The following is an 18,157-nucleotide window of genomic DNA, read 5'->3' on the forward strand; positions in this document are numbered from 1 at the left end:
ACACCGCCGTGCGGTGGGGGGACGGCGAAGCGCTCGGCCGGCAGCTGACCGGAGCGGCGGATCGCCCGCAGGTCGGCGGCGGCCGCCGCCGCGTTGGGGTGGCGCGCCGCGGGGTCCTTGGCCATCGCCCGGCGCAGGAAGGCGTTGAGCACCTCCGGACCACCGGGCAGCTGCGGGATCGCGCCGAACTCGTGCTGGTGGGCGAGCTGGACCAGCCCGCCGTCGTACGGCGGACGACCGGCGAGGAGGAACCACACCAGGCAGCCGAGGGCGTAGATGTCGTTGGCCGGGGTCGCGGGCTCGCCGCGCACCCGCTCGGGCGCGAGATAGGCGTAGGTGCCGGCCACGACCCCGGTCTGGGTGAGCGAGGAGTCGTCGTCGCGGGCGATGCCGAAGTCGCACAGGTAGGCGTGGACCTGGCCCTCCGTGGAGCGGAGGAGCACGTTGTGCGGCTTGACGTCGCGGTGGACCACGCCGACGGCGTGGGCGTCGGCGAGCGCCGAGGCGACCTGGGCGGCGATGTCGAGGGCGACGTCCGGCGTCGGCACGCCGTCCTTCTCGACGCGCACCGCGAGGTCCCCGCCGGGGACGAACTGGGTCGCGAGATAGAGGCAGCCGTCCTGCTCGCCGTGGCTGTAGACCTGGATGATGTGCGGGCTGTCGCTGCGCGCCAGCACGGTCGCCTCGCGCATGAAGCGCGCGCGGAACTCGTCCTGGTCGGCCAGCTGGACCGAGAGCACCTTGAGCGCGACGCGCCGCCCGAGCCCCTCCTCGGCAGCCTCGAAGACGACGCCCATGCCGCCGGCACCGAGCTCGCGACGGATGACGTAGGGGCCGAGACGGTCACCGACGCCGGGAATCCGTGCCACCGCTGTCGTCCTCTCGCCCGCCCTACCCTGCTGGAGTAGGCCTCCGGAGGAAGCCTAGTGGTGCCGATGGGTCGTGGTGGGCCGAATCAGGCGGTGCCGAGATGCTGCGTCAGGAAGGCGCCGGTGCGCTCCATCGAGAGGTCGAACTGCGGGCCGAAGGCGTGGCCCTCGCCCTCGTAGATCCGGAGTGTGACGTCCACGCCCGCGCGCCGCATGGCCGCAGCGGTCTCCCGGCTCCACCGCACGGGGCAGCTGTCGTCGGCGGTGCCGTGGTGGATGAGCACCGGCTCGGTGATCTGGTCGACCTGGCTGCGGGCGCTGATGCCGTCCCAGAAGGCGGGCTCGTCGGCGGGCTCGCCATAGCGACGCAGGATCCGGGCGGCGACGTCGTCGCGGGCCGGATCGGGGCGGATCCACCGCTCGAAGTTGTCGACGGCGTCGGAGCTGACCGGCGCGAAGACCACGCCCGCGTCGACGAGTCCCGGCTGGGCCACCAGTGCGTTGTAGACGACCCCGCCTCCCATCGACCGCCCGACCAGGCCGACGCGCTCGTCGTCGACGGGGCCGTCCCAGGCCCGCAGCGCGAGGACGGCGTTGATGACGTCCTCGGTGTAGCCCATCCGCATATCGAGTCCACCGCTGCGGTCGGGGCCGGACTCGGCGTGGCCGCGGTAGTCGACGTGCAGGGCGACATAGCCGTGCTCGCCGAACCACTCCCGCTCCCGCGTCATCCCCTGGCCGTTGACGTAGACGGCCGGGTCGATGTAGCCGTGTGCCAGCACGACGGTCGGGAACGGCCCGTCACCGTCGGGTACGGCGAGCCGCCCCGAGACCCGCAGGTCGCCGCTGCGATAGTTGACGGCGTACTGGGTGTGCCCGGCGGTGCGGGCCACCTCCTCGCCGAGACGCAGGTCGCCGCCGTTGAAGTCGGTCTGGGCGAGCGCGGCCAGGGACACCGGGTGGGCCGCGGGGGCCGGGGTGGCCGTCTCCGTCGCCCCGTCGGCCGAGGAGGTGGCCGCGCCCGTCGGCGGCGACGGGGTCGGCTCGCTGCCGGGCTCCTCGGTGCCCGAGCACGCACTCGTGGTCAGCACCAGCGCGAGCACCGCGACGAACCGCCTCACCGCACCAGTGTGCCTCAGGCCTCGGAGCCGTCCGGCTCGGCGGCCGGCGGCCCGTCCTCCAGCAGCGACTTGAAGCCGTCCTCGTCGAGGATCGGGACGCCCAGCTGCTCGGCCTTGTCGGCCTTGGAGCCGGCGTTGTCGCCGATCACGACGAAGTCGGTCTTCTTCGACACCGATCCGGCGGCCTTGCCACCGCGCGAGAGGATCGCCTCCTTCGCCGAGTCGCGGGAGAAGTCCTGCAGGGAGCCGGTGACGACGATGGTCAGACCCTCGAGGGTACGTTCGACGGACTCGTCCCGCTCGTCCTCCATGGACACCCCGGCGGCCGCCCACCGGTCGACGATCGCGACGTGCCAGTCGACCTCGAACCACTCGATGACGGCTCGCGCGATCGTGGGCCCCACGCCCTCGGCGGCGGCGAGCTGCTCCTCCGTGGCTGCCCGGATGGCCGCCATCGAGCCGAACTCCTGGGCGAGTGCACGCGACGCGCTGGGCCCGGTGTGACGGATCGAGAGCGCGACGATGACCCGCCACAGCGGCACGTCCTTGCGGGCGCCGAGGTTGGCGAGCAGCTTCTCGCCGTTGGCGCTGAGCTGCGGGCCGTCCTCGTCCTTCTTCGGCGCGCGGGTGAAGAGGTCGGTGGCTCGCAGCCTGTCGGCATCGAGGTCGAAAACGTCGCCCTCGTTGGTGATGACGCCCGCCTCGAGCAGCGCGACGGCGGCCTCGTAGCCCAGACCCTCGATGTCGAAGGCGTTGCGGCTCGCGACGAAGAACACCCGCTCGCGGACCTGCCCCGGGCACTTCTCGTGGTTGGGACAGCGGCGGTCCTTGTCGCCCTCCTTCTGCTCCACCAGCTCGGTGTCGCAGGCCGGGCAGGTCGTCGGCGCCACCCAGGGCGCGAGGCCCTCGGGGCGCAACGGCAGCACCGGGCCGAGGATCTCGGGGATCACGTCGCCGGCCTTGCGCAGGATGACGGTGTCGCCGGGCCGGACGTCCTTGCGCTCGACCTCGTGGAAGTTGTGGAGGGTGGCGTTCTCGACCGTGGAGCCGGCGACCTTGGTCGGCTCCATCACGCCATAGGGCGTCACCCGGCCCGTGCGGCCGACATTGACTGCGATGTCGAGGAGCAGCGTGTTGACCTCCTCCGGCGGGTACTTGAACGCGATCGCCCACCGCGGCGCCCGGCTCGTCGAGCCCAGCCGTCGCTGCAGGGTGACGTCGTCGACCTTGATCACGACGCCGTCGATCTCGTAGGGCACGATCGAGTGGCGGCGCTCCCCCACGTCGGTGATGAAGTCCTGCACCTCGGCCAGCGTCGGCAGGACGCGCACCTGCTCGGAGACCGGCAGCCCCCAGGCGGCGAGCGCGCGGTAGGCCTCCGACTGCGCCGACGGCGCGAAGCCCTCCCGGGCACCGATGCCGTGGCAGACCATGCCGAGCGCGCGGGTGGCGGTCACCCGGGGGTCCTTCTGGCGCAGTGAGCCGGCGGCGGCGTTGCGCGGGTTGGCGAAGGCGGGCTTACCGGCCTCGGTCATCGCGAGGTTGAGGGCCTCGAAGGCCGTGGCGGGCAGGAACACCTCACCGCGGACCTCCACGAGGTCCGGCACCGGGAACTCGTCGGTGCCGGTCAGCCGGTGCGGGACGGCAGCGATCGTCTTGACGTTGGGGGTCACGTCCTCGCCGGTGCGCCCGTCGCCACGGGTCAGGGCCCGCACCAGGCGTCCCTTCTCGTAGAGCAGGTTGATCGCCAGGCCGTCGACCTTGAGCTCGCACAGCAGCGCGGCGTCGGTGATGCCGTCGCGGCCCAACCGCGCGTGCCAGGCCCCGAGCTCGTCGAACGAGAAGGCGTTGTCGAGGCTCTCCATCCGCTGGAGGTGGTCGACGGCGGTGAAGTCGGTGGACACGGCTCCGCCGACCTTCTGGGTCGGCGAGTCGGGCGTGCGGAGCTCGGCGTACTGCTCCTCCAGCTCCTCCAGCCGGCGCATCCTCCGGTCGAAGTCGGCGTCGGAGAGCGCCGGGTCGTCGAGCACGTAGTAGCGCCAGCGCGCCTCCTCGACCTCCTCGCTGAGGGCGGCGTGCTCCTCACGGGCCGCAGGAGGTACGACGGGGAGGTCGGCGTCGCTCATGGGGACATCTTGCCGCGTGCCACCGACGGTCGCGCACCGCCTTCGAGCGCGACCCGGTTTCGACGCGCGGTCGCGACCCCGTTCCTCGGTCGCGCGCTTGCTCAACCTGCGCGGGCCCACGCGCCGCGCTCGTTCCTCGCGCGGCGCTGCCCGCTTGACAGAACGAAACCGTTCCGTACTATCTATGTGGAACGAAACCGTTCCGTACCGTCCAACCCTCCGGAGTCATCATGGTCCCCCGCCTCCCCCGTCGCGAGGCCGCGAGCCGCCCACGCGTCGAGGGCGACCGCGAGCAGGAGATCCTCGACGCCACCCTCGACGTGCTGACCGACGCCGGCTACGACCGGCTCACGATGGACGCGGTCGCCACCCGCGCGAAGGCGTCGAAGGCGACGCTCTACCGTCGCTGGCCGAGCAAGGCCGCGCTGGTCATCGACGCCATGACGTCGCAGAAGGAGGAGCCCGGGCCGGCGCCGGACACCGGCAGCTTCCGCGAGGACCTGATCGCGATGTTCTGCGGACCCGGCCACCTCGCCGATGCGCGTCAGAGCGCCCTGCTCGCCAGCGTCATCACCGCGATCGGCCGCGACGAGGAGTTCGCCGAGGCCTTCCGCGTCCAGTTCATCGCCCCCAAGGCCGCTCGCGCGCGCCTCATCTACGAGCGGGCCCAGTCGCGCGGGGAGATCTCCTCCGACGTCGATCTCGACCTGCTCACCGCCGCCCTGCCCGGCATCGTCCTGCACCGTCAGTTCCTGCTCGGCGAGATGCCCACCACCGACCTGATCGCCCGTGTCATCGACCAGGTGATCATCCCCGCCGCCACCCGCGGCTGATCCCTCCTCACACCCAAGGAATCCCAGTGACCGACACCCAACCCTCCGGGCTCCCCGACGAGGTCGCGGCCGACAAGGCCCCGACCGAGGCCCGCACGCGTCACGCCGCGTGGGCCCTCGTGCTGATCTGCAGCGCCCAGCTGATGGTCGTGCTCGACAGCACGATCGCCAACATCGCCCTGCCCTACATCGGCAAGGACCTCGACATCGACCAGGCGAACCTGTCCTGGATCGTCACCGGCTATGCCCTGGCCTTCGGTGGCCTGCTGCTCCTCGGCGGTCGTCTCGGTGACCTCTTCGGCCGTCGCCGGGTCTTCATGGTCGGCGTCGTCCTCTTCGCCGTCGCCTCGGCACTGGGCGGCCTGGCCACCCACGAGTGGATGCTGCTGACCTCCCGTGGCCTCCAGGGCCTCGGTGCCGCGCTGGCCTCCCCGACGGCACTCGCGCTGATCACCACGACCTTCCCGGCCGGACCGCAGCGCAACCGGGCGTTCTCCGTGTTCGCCGCGATGTCCGGCATCGGCGCCGCGATCGGCCTGGTCCTCGGTGGCTGGCTGACCGGCCTCGACGACGAGCTGGGCTGGCGCCTGACCTTTCTGATCAACGTGCCGATCGGCCTGGTCGCGGCCTACTTCGCCCCGAAGCTGCTGCCCGACACCGACCACCACGCCGGCAAGCTCGACCTGCCCGGCGCCGTCCTCGGCACCGGCGGTCTGCTGGCCCTCGTCTACGGCATCACGCGCACCAGCAACACCGACCCCGACACGGTCACCCTGGCCAACCCCGCCGGCACCACCTACGGCTGGGGCGACTCGATCGCGCTCGGCGCGATCGCCCTCGGCGTCGTGGCCCTCATCGCGTTCGTGCTCTACGAGACCCGCGCCCGCCAGCCGCTGATGCCGCTGTCGATCTTCGCCAGCCGCAGCCGCGCGGTCGCCATGGTGTCGATGATGATGACGCCCGCCGCGATGTTCGCGATGTTCTTCTTCCTCTCGCTCTACGTCCAGGACGTGATGGGCTACGAGCCGCTGCAGACCGGCTTCGCCTTCCTGCCCTTCGCATTCGGCATGGTGTTCGGCGCGACGGCGTCCTCCAAGCTGGTCTCGAAGGTCGACCCGCGCTACCTCGCCGGGACGGGCACGATCCTCGCCGGCACCGCGCTCTTCGCCTTCTCGCGCATCGAGTACGGCGCGGAGAACTACTGGACCGACATCATGCCGTTCGTCGTCCTCATGTCACTGGGCATGGGACTGACGTTCGTGCCGATGACACTGGTGGCCCTGCACGGCGTACGCGCCGAGGACGCCGGCATCGGCTCGGGTGTCCTCAACACCATGCAGCAGGTCGGCGGAGCGCTCGGTCTCGCCACCCTGTCGGCCGTCGCCTCGCACTATGCGACCGAGAAGCTCGGCGACCTCGCCACCAGCGGCACGGCCGGCCCCGACGCAGGCCTGCAGGCCTTCGCCGACGGCGCCACCCACGCCTTCCTGGTCGGTGCGTTCATGATCTGGGCCGCCTCCCTGATCATCTGGGCCCTGCTCAACGTCAAGCACACCGAGCTCGCGACCGACGAGGCGCCGGAGGGCGTGCACGTCGGGTGAGCGGGTGCCTCGTTCACGGGTCAACCCTGTGAATCAGGCACCGCCAGACAGCGACCGGGCCACCGAGCGTACGAGCTCGGTGGCCCGTCGTGCTTCGGCGGGCGTGGCTCCGGCGAGACCGCAGGCGGGGGTGATGACGAGGTGGGGGCCGACGACCTCGGGGTCGAGGCCGAGCAGGTCGAGCCAGCGCAGCACCCGCTCCACCACGACCGCGTCGGAGGGCATCTCCCCCCGCGACGGTACGACGCCCGCCGCGATCGTCGTGCCCGCCTCGAGCGCCTCCGCGGCGTGCTCGAGCCCGTCGGCAGCGAGCAGGGAGAGGTCGATCATCACCCCGGCCGCGCCGGCTCCGCGGAGGAGGCCGATCGGCACGTCGGGGGCGCAGCAGTGCACCCACGGGGTGGCGCCGCTGCCGGCGATCGAGTCGGTGAGCCACGCGAGGTGCTCGCTGACCTCCGGCGGGTGGATCGCGCGATGTCGCCCGAAGCCGGACGCCGTGGGGATGCCGGCCGCCAGGACCGCCGGCAGGGCGGGCTCGTCGAGCTGGACCACGACCTCGGCGGCGACGGGGACCCGTCGGCGCACGTCGGCGACGTGGCCGGCGATCACCTCGGCCAGACCCTGCGCGAGGTCCCGCCGCGCACCGTGGTCGGCCAGCAGCTTGTCACCGCGTGGACGCTCGACCGTCGCGGCCAGCGTCCACGGGCCGACGACCTGCACCTTGATCGGTCCGGCATGGCCCTGCGCGTGCTCCTCCAGCGAGTCGAGGTCCTGGGCGAGCAGGCTCGCTGCCCGCCGCTGGTCGACGGCGGGCGCACCGGCGGTGCCGGTCAGCCGCCAGCCCGCCGGCTGCAGGTCCGCGTCGAGGACACCGCTCAGCAGGCCGAGCGTGCGCCCGAGCATGCCGGACGGCGCTCCGCGCCCGGGCACCTCGGGCAGGTAGGTGATGCCGTGAGCGTCAGCCGCCAGCTCGCCGAGGACGATGCGGAGGGCCTCGTCGAAGTCGCGCTGCGTCGCGCCCGGGAAGGACCCGACGCCGCTCCCCCGCACGCTCACCCGCCGACCCCGCCGACGCCGGGCGCCCCGACAGCCGCGACCCGCCGGCTCCGCGTGATGGTCGCCGAGCCGATGACCCGCGTGCCGTCGTAGACGACGACGGCCTGGCCCGGCGCGATGCCGTCGGCGTGGTCGAGGAGCTCGACGTCGAGTGTGTCGTCGCCCACGGCCACCCGGGCGCGGTGCTCGGCGCCGTGGGCGCGCAGTTGGACGGTGACGGCGTCACCGTCCAGGACGGTGCCGGCGGGGAGCGAGGCGCCGCACCAGCGGAGTCGGTCGCCCTCGATCCGGTCGACGGCCAGCCGCTCGCGGGGGCCGACGGTGACGGTGCCGGAGACGGGCTCGATGTCGAGGACGTAGCGCGGGCGACCGTCGGGCGCGGGCCGGCCGAGCCGCAGGCCTCTGCGCTGGCCGATCGTGAACCCGTAGGTGCCGTCGTGGCGGCCCAGCACGTCACCGGTGGCGTCGTCGCGGATCTCGCCACCGTGGTTGGGGGCGCGGTCGCCGAGCTTCTCCTTGAGCCAGCCGACGTTGTCGCCGTCGGCGACGAAGCAGATGTCGTGGCTGTCGGGCTTGTCGGCGACGAGCAGCCCTCGCCGCGCAGCCTCCTCGCGGACCCTGTCCTTGGTGGTGTCGCCGAGCGGGAAGAGTGAGTGCCGCAGCTGGCGATCGTCCAGGACGCCGAGGACGTAGGACTGGTCCTTGGCGCCGTCGACCGCGCGGTGCAGCTCGATGTCGCCGCCGGACTCGACGACGGTCGCGTAGTGCCCGGTGGCGACCGCGTCGAAGCCGAGCGCGAGCGCGCGGTCGAGGACTGCGGCGAACTTGATCTTCTCGTTGCAGCGCAGGCACGGGTTCGGCGTCTGCCCGGCCGCATAGGTGTCCATGAAGTCCTCGACCACGTCGGTGTGGAAGCGGTCGGAGAGATCCCAGACATAGAACGGGATGCCGATGACATCGGCTGCCCGGCGGGCGTCGTTGGCGTCCTCGATCGTGCAGCAGCCGCGAGCCCCGGTGCGATAGGACTGCGGGTTGCGTGAGAGGGCGAGGTGGATGCCAGTGACCTCGTGCCCGGCCTCCACGGCACGGGCGGCGGCGACGGCGGAGTCCACTCCCCCGGACATGGCGGCGACGACCTTCATGACGACGTGACCCGATCCGGCTCAGGCGCGGGCCGCGCGGGCCCGCTCGACGCAGGCACCGATCGCCGCGGCCAACGCGTCGACATCGGTCTCGGTGCTCGTGTGGCCGAGGCTGAACCGCAGCGAGCTGCGGGCCTCCTCCTCCGAGCGCCCCATCGCCAACAGCACGTGCGAGGGCTGGGGGACGCCGGCCGAGCAGGCCGACCCGGTCGAGCACTCGATGCCGCGGGCGTCGAGGAGCATCAGCAGCGAGTCCCCCTCGCAGCCGGGAAAGCTCAGGTGGGCGTTGCCGGGGAGCCGGTTGCCGTCTGCACCGTCAGGTCCGTTGAGGACGGCGTCGGGGACCTCGACCAGCACGGTGTCGACCAGGCGGTCGCGCAGCACGGTGAGACGGGCGGCGTGCTCGGCCTGGTGCTTGACCGCCTCCTCGACCGCGGCGGCGAACCCCGCGATGGCGGGCACGTCGAGCGTCCCGCTGCGCACGTCGCGCTCCTGTCCTCCACCGTGCAGCAAGGGAGTCAGGCTCACCTCCCGTCGTACGACGAGGGCGCCGACGCCCTGCGGCCCGCCGACCTTGTGCCCCGACACGGCCAGCGCGTCCACGCCCGAGGTGGCGAAGTCGACCGGCACCGCGCCGATCGCCTGGACGGCGTCGGAGTGGACCGGGATGCCGTGCTCGGCGGCGAGCGCGACGACGTCGGCGACGGGCTGGAGGGTGCCGACCTCGTTGTTGGCCCACATCACGGTGATCAGGGCGACGGTGTCGGGGTCGCGCTCGACCGCGGCGCGCAGGGCGTCGACGTCGAGCCGCCCGGCGCCGTCGACGGCGACGAGCTCGACCTCGGCCTGCTCGTGCTCCTCGAGCCAGAGCAGCGGGTCGAGGACCGCGTGGTGCTCGACGGCGGAGGCGAGGATCCGCGTGCGGCGCGGGGACTCCGCGCGCCGTGACCAGAAGAGCCCCTTGAGGGCCAGGTTGTCGGCCTCCGTGCCGCCAGAGGTGTAGACGACCTCGCCCGGGCGGCAGCCGAGGGCCTGCGCGATCGTCTCGCGCGACTCCTCGACGATGCGGCGAGCCCGTCGGCCCGCGGCGTGCAACGAGCTGGCGTTGCCGACCTCACGCAGCTGGGTGGTGAGTGCCTCGACAGCGACGTCGGTCATCGGCGTCGTCGCAGCGTGGTCCAGATAGACCCGGCGGGTGTCGTTCATGGCAGGTCCCAGCGTACGGCGCACCCGCGAGCCTGGCCCAACCCAGCGTCTCGGGACCGGTCAATCCGCGCGGCGCACGACGATCGCCACCAGGGCCCGGTGGTCGGTCCCGTCCAGCGTCACCGTCGTCGTGTCCGTGGCGGTCATCGTGGCGCCGACCAGGACGTGGTCGATGGCGACGCTCGCGGGGATCGGCCATCCCCGGAAGCCCGCCGTCGGCCAGGTCGGCTGCCATCCCGCGTTGACGAGGGGCGCTGCGTCGCTGAGGCCGGTGTCGAGGATCGCCCGCATCGGCGCGTGGTCGGGCGAGGCGTTGAAGTCGCCGGCCACGAGGTCGGGCTGCTCGTCCTCGACGGCGTCGCGGACGATGGCGAGCTCGGCTCCCCAGCGGTCGTCGAGCGGGTAGGCGGGATGGACGGCCAGGACCCGCAGCCCGGCCGTGGTCATCGCCCACGAGCCCATGACGGTGTCGAGCCGGCGGACGTCGGTGACGGGGCTCCGGGAGAACACGAGCGTGCCGAGCGCTCCCCGATCTGCTTCACCTGCCCGGTGCGGCAGATCGGTGTCGATCCCGGCGTCCTCCAGCGCCGCGAGCACGTGAGGCGTCACCTCCTGCAGCACGAGCAGGTCGACGTCGTGGTCGGCGACGGCGTCGGCCACGTCCTGCGCCTCCGCCTCACCGAAGCGCAGGTTGGCCGTCATCACCGTCAGCGGCTCGGCCGACGGATCGGGGTCGGGCGCGCTCCCCCACCACGACGGGGCGAACCAGGTGACATGGAGGACGAGCCCGAGACCGGCGAGGGTGGCCGCGGTGGCGACCGGTCGTCTCCCGGGGCGATGGGTCGCCGGCCGCACCAGGAGCGCACCGAGGAGGAGTACGACGAGCAGGTAGGCCGGGATGGCCCACGGCGCGAAGGCCTGGACGATGGCGATCTGACGGTGCGCTCCCCCGATCAGGCGCGCCACGGTCAGCACGACGGCCGGTAGCGCGACCACCGCGGCCGTGAGGCAGACGCCGGCACGCAGGCGGAGGCGCATGGGGATCCCGATCAGAGCAGCACGAGGTCGTCGCGGTGCACGACCTCGCGCTCGTAGCCCGCTCCCAGCTCCCGTTTGAGGTCCTTGGAGGAGCGTCCGAGCAGGTCGGGGATCTCGGCGGCGTCGAAGTTCACGAGACCGCGGCCGACGAGTCGCCCGTCGGGGTCCAGCAGGTCGACGGGGTCGCCGGCCGTGAATTCGCCCTGGACGCCGATGATCCCGGCGGCGAGGAGCGAGGCACGACGCTCGACAACGGCCCGGACGGCGCCGGCGTCGAGCACGAGCGCGCCCTTGCCGTCGGTCGCGTGCCGCAGCCAGAGCAGCCGGGTCGGGCGGCGCTTGCCGGTCGCGTGGAAGAGGGTGCCGGTCGGCTCGCCCGCCAGCGCGGCGCCGGCGTTGTCGGCCGATGTCAGGACCACCGGGATGCCGGCGCCGGTCGCGATGGCGGCCGCCTCGACCTTGGTGACCATCCCGCCCGTCCCGACCCCGGCGGCACCGATCGCCCCGACCACGACGCCGTCGAGGTCGTCCTCGGACCGCACCTCGGCGATGAGCTGGGCGCCGGGACGGGTGGGCGGGCCGTCGTAGAGGCCGTCGACGTCGGAGAGCAGCACGAGGAGGTCCGCGTGCACCAGGTGCGCGACGAGCGCGGCGAGGCGGTCGTTGTCACCGAAGCGGATCTCGCTGGTCGCCACCGTGTCGTTCTCGTTGACGATCGGCAGGACGCCCAGCTCGAGCAGCTTGGTGACGGTCTGGTGGGCGTTGCGGTAGTGCGCACGCCGGGTGACGTCGTCCAGGGTCAGGAGCACCTGGCCGGCAGTCAGGCCATGGCGTGCCAGCTCCTCGGTGTAGCGGTGCACCAGCAACCCCTGGCCCACGGACGCGGCGGCCTGCTGGGCGGCGAGCGCCCGCGGGCGGCGCTTGAGCCCCAGGGGCGCCAGCCCGGCGGCGATCGCGCCGGAGGACACCAGGACGACCTCCACCCCGCGCGTCCGCGCATCGGCGAGTACGTCGACCAGGTGGCTGATCCGCGCCGGGTCGATGCCGCCCTCGGCTGTCGTCAGCGACGACGAGCCGACCTTGACCACCACGCGGCGCGCAGCCGTCACGGTGGCGCGAAGGTGGTCAGTCACGGGACTGCTCGGCGGGCTCCTCGCCCGGGTCGTCCTCGAGCCACGCGTCCTGGTCGGCGGACTCCGCCGTGTCGGGGTCCTCGTCAGAGCCGATCTCGTAGGAGGTCGGGCCGTAGACGTCGGGCTGGTCGATGCGCCGGGCCACGTCGGCACGGGTCTCGCCCTCGGCGCGGTCGGGCAGCTGCTCCTGGATCTCGCGACGGCGGGCGGCCGCGGGACGGTCCTCGTGGAAGCGGTCGTCCTCGCCGCGGCGCGAGAGGTTCTCCGCGCCGGCGTCGATGCCCGGCTTGAAGTCGAAGACCACGGAGTTGTCGACGGGGCCGATGAGGACGGCGTCGCCCTCCTCCGCCCCGAGCTGCAGGAGACGGGTCTCGACGCCGAGGCGGTTGAGCCGGTCGGCGAGGTAGCCGACCGCCTCGTCGTTGCTGAAGTCGGTCTGGCGGACCCAACGTTCCGGCTTCGTGCCGCTGACGCGCCACCCGGCACCGGTCCGCGTGACCGTGAAGCCGTCGTCGTCGACCGCCTTGGGGCGCACCACGATCCGGGCGGGGATCTCGGATGCCTTGGCGGCGCGGGCCTCGGTGACGAGCTCGGCCATCGCATAGATGAGCTCGCGGGTGCCCTCGCCGGAGACCGCGGAGATCTCGAAGACCCGCAGGCCGCGCTCGCGCAGCTCCTCGACGACCAGCTCGGCGATGCCGCGGCCGTCGGGCACGTCGACCTTGTTGAGGGCGACCAGACGCGGCCGGTCGTCGAGCCCGCCGTAGCGGCGCAGCTCGTCCTCGATCACGTCCAGGTCGTCGACGGGGTTGCGGCCCGGCTCGAGGGTGGCCGTGTCGAGGACGTGCACCAGTGCGGCGCACCGCTCGATGTGCCGCAGGAAGTCGTGCCCCAGGCCGCGGCCCTCGGCCGCACCCTCGATGAGGCCGGGTACGTCGGCGACCGTGTAGGTCACCTCGCCCGCGGTCACGACACCGAGGTTCGGGACCAGCGTCGTGAACGGGTAGTCGGCGATCTTGGGTCGAGCCCGCGAGATCGCTGCGATCAGGCTCGACTTGCCGGCGCTCGGGAACCCGACCAGACCGATGTCGGCGACCACCTTGAGCTCGAGGACGACCTCGAGCTCGTCACCAGGCTCGCCGAGCAGCGCGAAGCCGGGGGCCTTGCGCGACTTCGACGCGAGGGCGGCGTTGCCCAGACCACCGCGACCGCCCTGCGCGATCACGAGCTCGGCGCCGGGGCCGACCAGGTCGGCCACGACCTCGCCGTTGCGGTGCTTCACCACGGTGCCGGAGGGCACCGGCAGCACCAGGTCGGCGCCGTGGGCGCCGTTGCGCCGGTCACCGGCGCCATGACCACCGTGCTCGGCCCGACGGCGCGGGCTGTGGTGGTAGTCGAGGAGGGTCGTGACGTCGGGGTCGACGCGCAGGATGATCGAGCCGCCCGGGCCACCGTTGCCGCCGTCGGGTCCGCCGAGGGGCTTGAACTTCTCACGGTGCACGGACGCCACGCCGTGGCCGCCGCGTCCGGCGGCGACGTGCAGGGTCACCCGGTCGACGAAGGTGGGGACGGCCATGGGTTCATCTTTTCAACTCGGTGGTTGAGGTGCGAGCTTGCGAACCTCGAAACCAAATGGACGAAGGGCGCCCCACACGGGGACGCCCTTCGATGCCGGAAGCAGGGTGAGCGTCAGCTCACTCGCCCGGGAGGATGTTGACGACCCGACGGCCGCGCTTCTTGCCGAAGTCGACCGAGCCGGGGATCAGCGCGAACAGCGTGTCGTCCTTGCCCCGACCGACACCCGAGCCCGGGTGGAAGTGGGTGCCGCGCTGGCGGACGATGATCTCGCCGGCGTTGACGACCTGGCCGCCGAAGCGCTTGACGCCGAGGCGCTGGGCGTTGGAGTCGCGGCCGTTCTTGGTGGACGCTGCGCCCTTCTTGTGTGCCATGTTCAGTCCTTCGAGGGGTGTGTCGAGCCCGGGTGGGACTCAGAGCGAGATGTCGGTGACCTTGACCTGGGTGTACTTCTGGCGGTGACCCTGGCGCTTCTTGTAGCCGGTCTTGTTCTTGTACTTCTGGATGATGATCTTCGGGCCCTTGGTGCCACCGAGGACCTCGACCGTCACCGACGCCTTGTCCAGACCGGTGGTGGTGCCCTTGTCGCCGTCGTCCGCGAGCAGGACCGGCAGGGCCAGCGTCTCGCCGCCCGGCGTCGCGACCTTGTCGATCTCGATGACGTCGCCGACGGCGACCTTCTCCTGCTTCGCGCCTGCGCGCACGATCGCGTACACCACCGCGGGCTCCTTCAATCGATCTTCATGAACGTCTACGTCTGCAGCACACACAAGCCATCCGCTTCACCGAATCGGTGATCCGGGTGCCGGCAGAAACGGCGCGCCTCGGCAGCGCACCGACGATCAATAGTAGGGGTCGGGCCTCGTTCCACCAAAACGCGAGCTCGCACGCTCGGTGGACCGGGGCTCAGCGCTTGCGCGCACCCTTCTTCTTGATCGGCACGTGCTCGACGTGCGGCTCTGCCGGCGTCTCGACCGGGGCCTCCCCGGATGATGCCGCCGACCCCGCGGGCTCCGCGGCGCCGTCGCTCGTCGGAGGTCCCGCCGGTCGCGTGGCCGCGCGGCGACGCGTCCGGGTCACCACCGTGGTGACCGGCGCCGCCGGGGCCGGCGGCTCCTCCGACTCCTCCGCCTGCACGGGCTCGACAGGCTGCTCGGGTTCGACGGGCTGCTCGGGCTGCTCGGGGGCCTGTGCCGCTGGCTCCTCGGCTGGCTCGGGGGCCGACTCCTCGGGGAAGGTCGGCACGGCGGCCGTCTCCACGGTGGGCTCCGCGACCGGCTCGGTCGCGGGCTCCTCCGTGGGCTCGGGTGCCGCGTCGGGGACGACCTCGGCGGCCGGCTCGGCGGCCGGCTCGGCGGCCGGCTCGACCGCGCTCTCCTCGGGCGCCGGCTTCGCCATGGCAGCGATGTCCTTGGGCGACGGCACCGGTTTCGCGCTCGCGTCCGGTGCGTCCTGGCCGCCGCCGGAGCCGTCCTGGCCCTGACCGCCCTTGCCCTTGCCCTTGCGGCGACCGCGGCGGGGCTCCTCCTCGCCGGCGACGCTGCCGCGCTTGGGCTCGACCGGGAGGTCGTGGACCACGATGCCGCGACCCTGGCAATGCGAGCAGTTCTCGCTGAACGCCTCCAGCAGACCCGTGCCGATGCGCTTGCGGGTCATCTGGACCAGGCCCAGCGAGGTGACCTCGGCGACCTGGTGGCGGGTGCGGTCACGGCCCAGGCACTCGACGAGGCGACGCAGGACGAGGTCCCGGTTGGCCTCCAGCACCATGTCGATGAAGTCGACCACGATGATGCCGCCGATGTCGCGCAGCCGCAGCTGACGCACGATCTCCTCGGCCGCCTCCAGGTTGTTCTTGGTGACGGTCTCCTCGAGGTTGCCGCCCGAACCGGTGAACTTGCCGGTGTTGACGTCGACGACCGTCATCGCCTCCGTGCGGTCGATCACCAGCGATCCACCCGAGGGCAGCCAGACCTTGCGGTCGAGGCCCTTGGCGATCTGCTCGTCGACGCGGTGCAGCGCGAACAGGTCCGGCCCGTTGGCCGGGTCGTGGCGCTCGAGGCGCTCCGCGAGGTCCGGGGCGATCTGGTCGACGTACTCCTTGACCGAGCTCCAGGCCTCGTCGCCCTCGACGACGAGCTTGGCGAAGTCCTCGGTGAACAGGTCACGCACGACCTTCAGGGTCAGGTCGGGCTCGCCGTGGAGGAGCTGGGGTGCGTTGCCCTTGGCGACCTTGGCCTCGATGGCCTCCCACTTGGCCTTGAGCCGCTCGACGTCGCGGGTCAGCTCCTCCTCCGAGGCGCCCTCGGCGGCCGTGCGGACGATGACGCCGGCCGACGCGGGCACGGCCTCCTTGAGAAGTGCCTTGAGGCGCGCACGCTCGGTGTCGGGCAGCTTGCGGGAGATGCCCGAGGTCGTGCCGTCAGGCACGTAGACGAGGAAGCGGCCGGCCAGGCTGACCTGGCTGGTGAGCCGGGCGCCCTTGTGGCCGATCGGATCCTTGGTCACCTGGACCAGCACGGCCTGGCCGGACTGCAGGACCGCCTCGATCTTGCGAGGCTGGCCCTCCTTGTGACCCAGCGACGACCAGTTGACCTCGCCGGCGTAGAGCACGGCGTTGCGGCCCTTGCCGATGTCGATGAACGCAGCCTCCATCGACGGCAGGACGTTCTGGACCCGACCCAGGTAGACGTTGCCGATGAGCGAGGTCTGGGACTCCCGGGCGACGTAGTGCTCGACGAGCACCTTGTCCTCGAGCACGGCGATCTGGGTGAGATCCTTGCGCTGGCGGATCGCCATGACCCGCTCCACCGACTCACGGCGGGCCAGGAACTCGGCCTCGCTCACGATCGGTGCGCGGCGGCGTCCGGCCTCGCGACCCTCGCGGCGGCGCTGCTTCTTGGCCTCCAGGCGCGTCGATCCCGCGATGGACGTGATCTCGTCCTCCGACGAGCGCGGCTTGCGCACCCGGGTCACGGTGTTCTCGGGGTCGTCGCCCGAGTCGTCGCCGCTCCCCTCGCCGCCACCCTCGCCCGCACGCCGGCGTCGGCGCCGACGGCGCGAGGACGACGAACCGCCCTGGCCGCCCTGGCCCTGACCACCCTGGCCGTTGTCGTCGTTCTCGTCGTCGGTGTCGTCGGCGGCATCGGCACCGTCGTCGCCCTCCGACTGGACGGCCTGGCCCGACGGACCGGACTGGCCGGCCTTGTCGCCCTTCGCGGGCCCACCGGACTGGTTGTTCCTCGTTCGCTGGTTGCGCTGGCCGCCCTGGTTGCGCTGGTTGCCCTGTCGGCCCTGCTCAGCGGAGTCGGCGCCGTCGGTGCCGTCAGTGCCCTCGGTGTCGTCGGAACCGTCGACAGGAGCAGAGTCGGCCGAGTCCTCGTCCTCGTCCTCGCCGTCGTCCCCGGCACCGTTCGCGCCCGCCGGCTTGCGACGACGACGACCACCGCGGCGACGACGACGACGCGGTGCCGAGGACGTGCCGTCCCCTGCCTCGTCCTCGTCCTCGTCGGACTCGTCGGACTCGTCGGTCTCGTCCGTGCCGTCCGTGGCTTCGGTGGCCACGTCCGTGGCCTCGGCGGGGGTCTCGTCCGCGGCCTCGGCAGTGGCCGCGGCAGTGGTCTCGTCGGCAGTGGTCTCGTCCGCCGCACCTTCGGTGACCTCCTCGGTCACCTGGTCCACGGTCGTGTCAACGGCGTCCGGCACCGGCGCCTCGGCAGCGAGCGGCTCAGCCGTCGCGGCCTCATCCCCCGTCGGCAGGGCGAGCTGATCGGGATCGACGTCGGCCGGCTTCGCAGCGGTCTTCTTGGCAACCGTCTTCTTGGCGGCCGTCTTCTTGGCGGCCGTCTTCTTGGCAGCGGTCTTCTTCGCCGCCGTCTTCCTGGCCGGCGCCTTCTCCGCTGACTTGGTCGGCGTCGCGCCGTCCTCCTCGCCAGACGCGGCAGCCGCAGCGGTCTTCGCCGGCGCCTTCTTCGCGGCCGTCTTCTTCGCAGCGGTCTTCTTCGCCGCCGTCTTCTTCGCCGGCTTCGCGGGCTTCTCGGGGGCGTCGACCCCGTCCGCCTCGGCAGCGGGCGGCTCGGCCCGGGTCTCGGCGGCCTTCTCGGCGACCGGCTCGGCCGGGACGTCGACCGGAGCGGCGGCTGCCGGCTGCTGGTCGGCGTTCTCCGCCGCCTTCTGGTCCTCGGCGGGGGTGTTCGTGGGCGCGTCACTCATGGCGCTTCTCCTCCACCCGGGCGACTCGCGTCCGGGGTGTCATTCGGCACTCACGCGACGCGCGGTGCCGTAAGCCTTCGTGGGACGACACCCTCCGCGGAGCGTCACTGGCCGCCGGTTCCTCGCCTGCCGCGGTCGCGGGGTGCGTCGCGTCGGGCGGGGGCCCACCGTCCACTGTGCCGTCCGGTCAGCGAGCTGCCGAGCGGCGAGAACGTCGTCGGATCTCACTCCGCGCTGTCCGGTAGGAC

General features: G+C 72.4%; 14 protein-coding genes. 2 read left to right on the top strand and 12 right to left on the bottom strand.

All coding sequences use genetic code 11. The features are described from left to right. The 3 genes from E9934_RS05045 to ligA all read right to left on the bottom strand — a co-directional run. A partial coding sequence (locus E9934_RS05045) for a serine/threonine-protein kinase (protein WP_136561768.1) occupies window positions 1-869 on the bottom strand: 869 nt, incomplete at its 3' end. Window positions 870-955: 86 nt separating this feature from the next. Beyond that, window positions 956-1,990, bottom strand: a complete 1,035-nt coding sequence (locus E9934_RS05050) for an alpha/beta hydrolase family protein (RefSeq protein ID WP_136561769.1) — start codon at window positions 1,988-1,990, stop codon at window positions 956-958. 14 nt (window positions 1,991-2,004) lie between these two features. After that, the gene (gene ligA / locus E9934_RS05055) at window positions 2,005-4,116 is read right to left on the bottom strand and encodes an NAD-dependent DNA ligase LigA (protein WP_136561770.1); all 2,112 of its coding nucleotides are present in this window, start codon (window positions 4,114-4,116) and stop codon (window positions 2,005-2,007) included. A 230-nt stretch (window positions 4,117-4,346) separates the two neighbouring features. Here ligA and E9934_RS05060 point away from each other — a divergent pair, with 230 nt between their 5' ends. Together E9934_RS05060 and E9934_RS05065 are read left to right on the top strand one after the other, a co-directional pair. After that, window positions 4,347-4,949: a TetR/AcrR family transcriptional regulator gene (locus tag E9934_RS05060; RefSeq protein ID WP_136561771.1), complete on the top strand. Its 603-nt coding sequence runs from the start codon at window positions 4,347-4,349 to the stop codon at window positions 4,947-4,949. 26 nt (window positions 4,950-4,975) lie between these two features. Then, the gene (locus E9934_RS05065) at window positions 4,976-6,550 is read left to right on the top strand and encodes an MFS transporter (RefSeq protein WP_238694774.1); all 1,575 of its coding nucleotides are present in this window, start codon (window positions 4,976-4,978) and stop codon (window positions 6,548-6,550) included. Window positions 6,551-6,583: 33 nt separating this feature from the next. On the opposite strand, the gene E9934_RS05070 is transcribed toward E9934_RS05065, so the two are convergent. The 9 genes from E9934_RS05070 to E9934_RS05110 all read right to left on the bottom strand — a co-directional run bounded on the left by E9934_RS05070 (window position 6,584) and on the right by E9934_RS05110 (window position 17,909). Further along, window positions 6,584-7,606 (bottom strand): uroporphyrinogen decarboxylase/cobalamine-independent methonine synthase family protein, encoded by a 1,023-nt coding sequence (locus E9934_RS05070; protein ID WP_238694775.1) that lies wholly within the window; start codon window positions 7,604-7,606, stop codon window positions 6,584-6,586. After that, window positions 7,603-8,748, bottom strand: a complete 1,146-nt coding sequence (gene mnmA, locus E9934_RS05075) for a tRNA 2-thiouridine(34) synthase MnmA (protein ID WP_136561772.1) — start codon at window positions 8,746-8,748, stop codon at window positions 7,603-7,605. Before mnmA ends, E9934_RS05070 begins: the two co-directional genes overlap by 4 nt. A 21-nt stretch (window positions 8,749-8,769) precedes the next feature. Continuing rightward, entirely contained in the window at window positions 8,770-9,954 is a 1,185-nt protein-coding gene (locus E9934_RS05080; RefSeq protein ID WP_136561773.1) for a cysteine desulfurase family protein, read from the bottom strand. A gap of 60 nt (window positions 9,955-10,014) precedes the next feature. Further along, window positions 10,015-10,992 carry an endonuclease/exonuclease/phosphatase family protein gene (locus E9934_RS05085; protein WP_136561774.1) on the bottom strand — a complete coding sequence of 326 codons (978 nt, stop codon included), beginning with the start codon at window positions 10,990-10,992 and terminating at the stop codon, window positions 10,015-10,017. An 11-nt stretch (window positions 10,993-11,003) separates the two neighbouring features. Next, complete coding sequence (gene proB / locus E9934_RS05090; RefSeq protein WP_238694776.1) at window positions 11,004-12,125, bottom strand: glutamate 5-kinase; 1,122 nt, start codon at window positions 12,123-12,125, stop codon at window positions 11,004-11,006. Then, a complete protein-coding gene (gene obgE, locus E9934_RS05095; protein WP_136561775.1) occupies window positions 12,118-13,701 on the bottom strand; it encodes a GTPase ObgE in 1,584 nt (527 codons plus the stop codon). Before obgE ends, proB begins: the two co-directional genes overlap by 8 nt. A 118-nt stretch (window positions 13,702-13,819) precedes the next feature. Further along, entirely contained in the window at window positions 13,820-14,074 is a 255-nt protein-coding gene (gene rpmA, locus E9934_RS05100) for a 50S ribosomal protein L27 (protein WP_136561776.1), read from the bottom strand. Between the two features lie 39 nt (window positions 14,075-14,113). Further along, on the bottom strand, window positions 14,114-14,416 hold the full coding sequence (gene rplU, locus E9934_RS05105) for a 50S ribosomal protein L21 (RefSeq protein ID WP_136561957.1): 303 nt from the start codon (window positions 14,414-14,416) through the stop codon (window positions 14,114-14,116). Between the two features lie 190 nt (window positions 14,417-14,606). Beyond that, complete coding sequence (locus E9934_RS05110) at window positions 14,607-17,909, bottom strand: Rne/Rng family ribonuclease (protein WP_136561777.1); 3,303 nt, start codon at window positions 17,907-17,909, stop codon at window positions 14,607-14,609. Between the last annotated feature and the right edge of the window lie 248 nt (window positions 17,910-18,157).

Origin of the sequence: Nocardioides caeni (genome assembly GCF_004912195.1) — a bacterium.
GTDB lineage: Bacteria > Actinomycetota > Actinomycetes > Propionibacteriales > Nocardioidaceae > Nocardioides > Nocardioides caeni.

What these genes read in the sequence shown, in the direction of transcription:
- E9934_RS05080 (WP_136561773.1), bottom strand. Translation starts at nt 9,954, where the DNA reads ATGAACGACACCCGCCGGGTCTATCTGGACCACGCTGCGACGACGCCG.
- E9934_RS05060 (WP_136561771.1), top strand. Translation starts at nt 4,347, where the DNA reads ATGGTCCCCCGCCTCCCCCGTCGCGAGGCCGCGAGCCGCCCACGCGTC.
- ligA (WP_136561770.1), bottom strand. Translation starts at nt 4,116, where the DNA reads ATGAGCGACGCCGACCTCCCCGTCGTACCTCCTGCGGCCCGTGAGGAG.
- E9934_RS05110 (WP_136561777.1), bottom strand. Translation starts at nt 17,909, where the DNA reads ATGAGTGACGCGCCCACGAACACCCCCGCCGAGGACCAGAAGGCGGCG.
- rpmA (WP_136561776.1), bottom strand. Translation starts at nt 14,074, where the DNA reads ATGGCACACAAGAAGGGCGCAGCGTCCACCAAGAACGGCCGCGACTCC.
- E9934_RS05085 (WP_136561774.1), bottom strand. Translation starts at nt 10,992, where the DNA reads ATGCGCCTCCGCCTGCGTGCCGGCGTCTGCCTCACGGCCGCGGTGGTC.
- mnmA (WP_136561772.1), bottom strand. Translation starts at nt 8,748, where the DNA reads ATGAAGGTCGTCGCCGCCATGTCCGGGGGAGTGGACTCCGCCGTCGCC.
- obgE (WP_136561775.1), bottom strand. Translation starts at nt 13,701, where the DNA reads ATGGCCGTCCCCACCTTCGTCGACCGGGTGACCCTGCACGTCGCCGCC.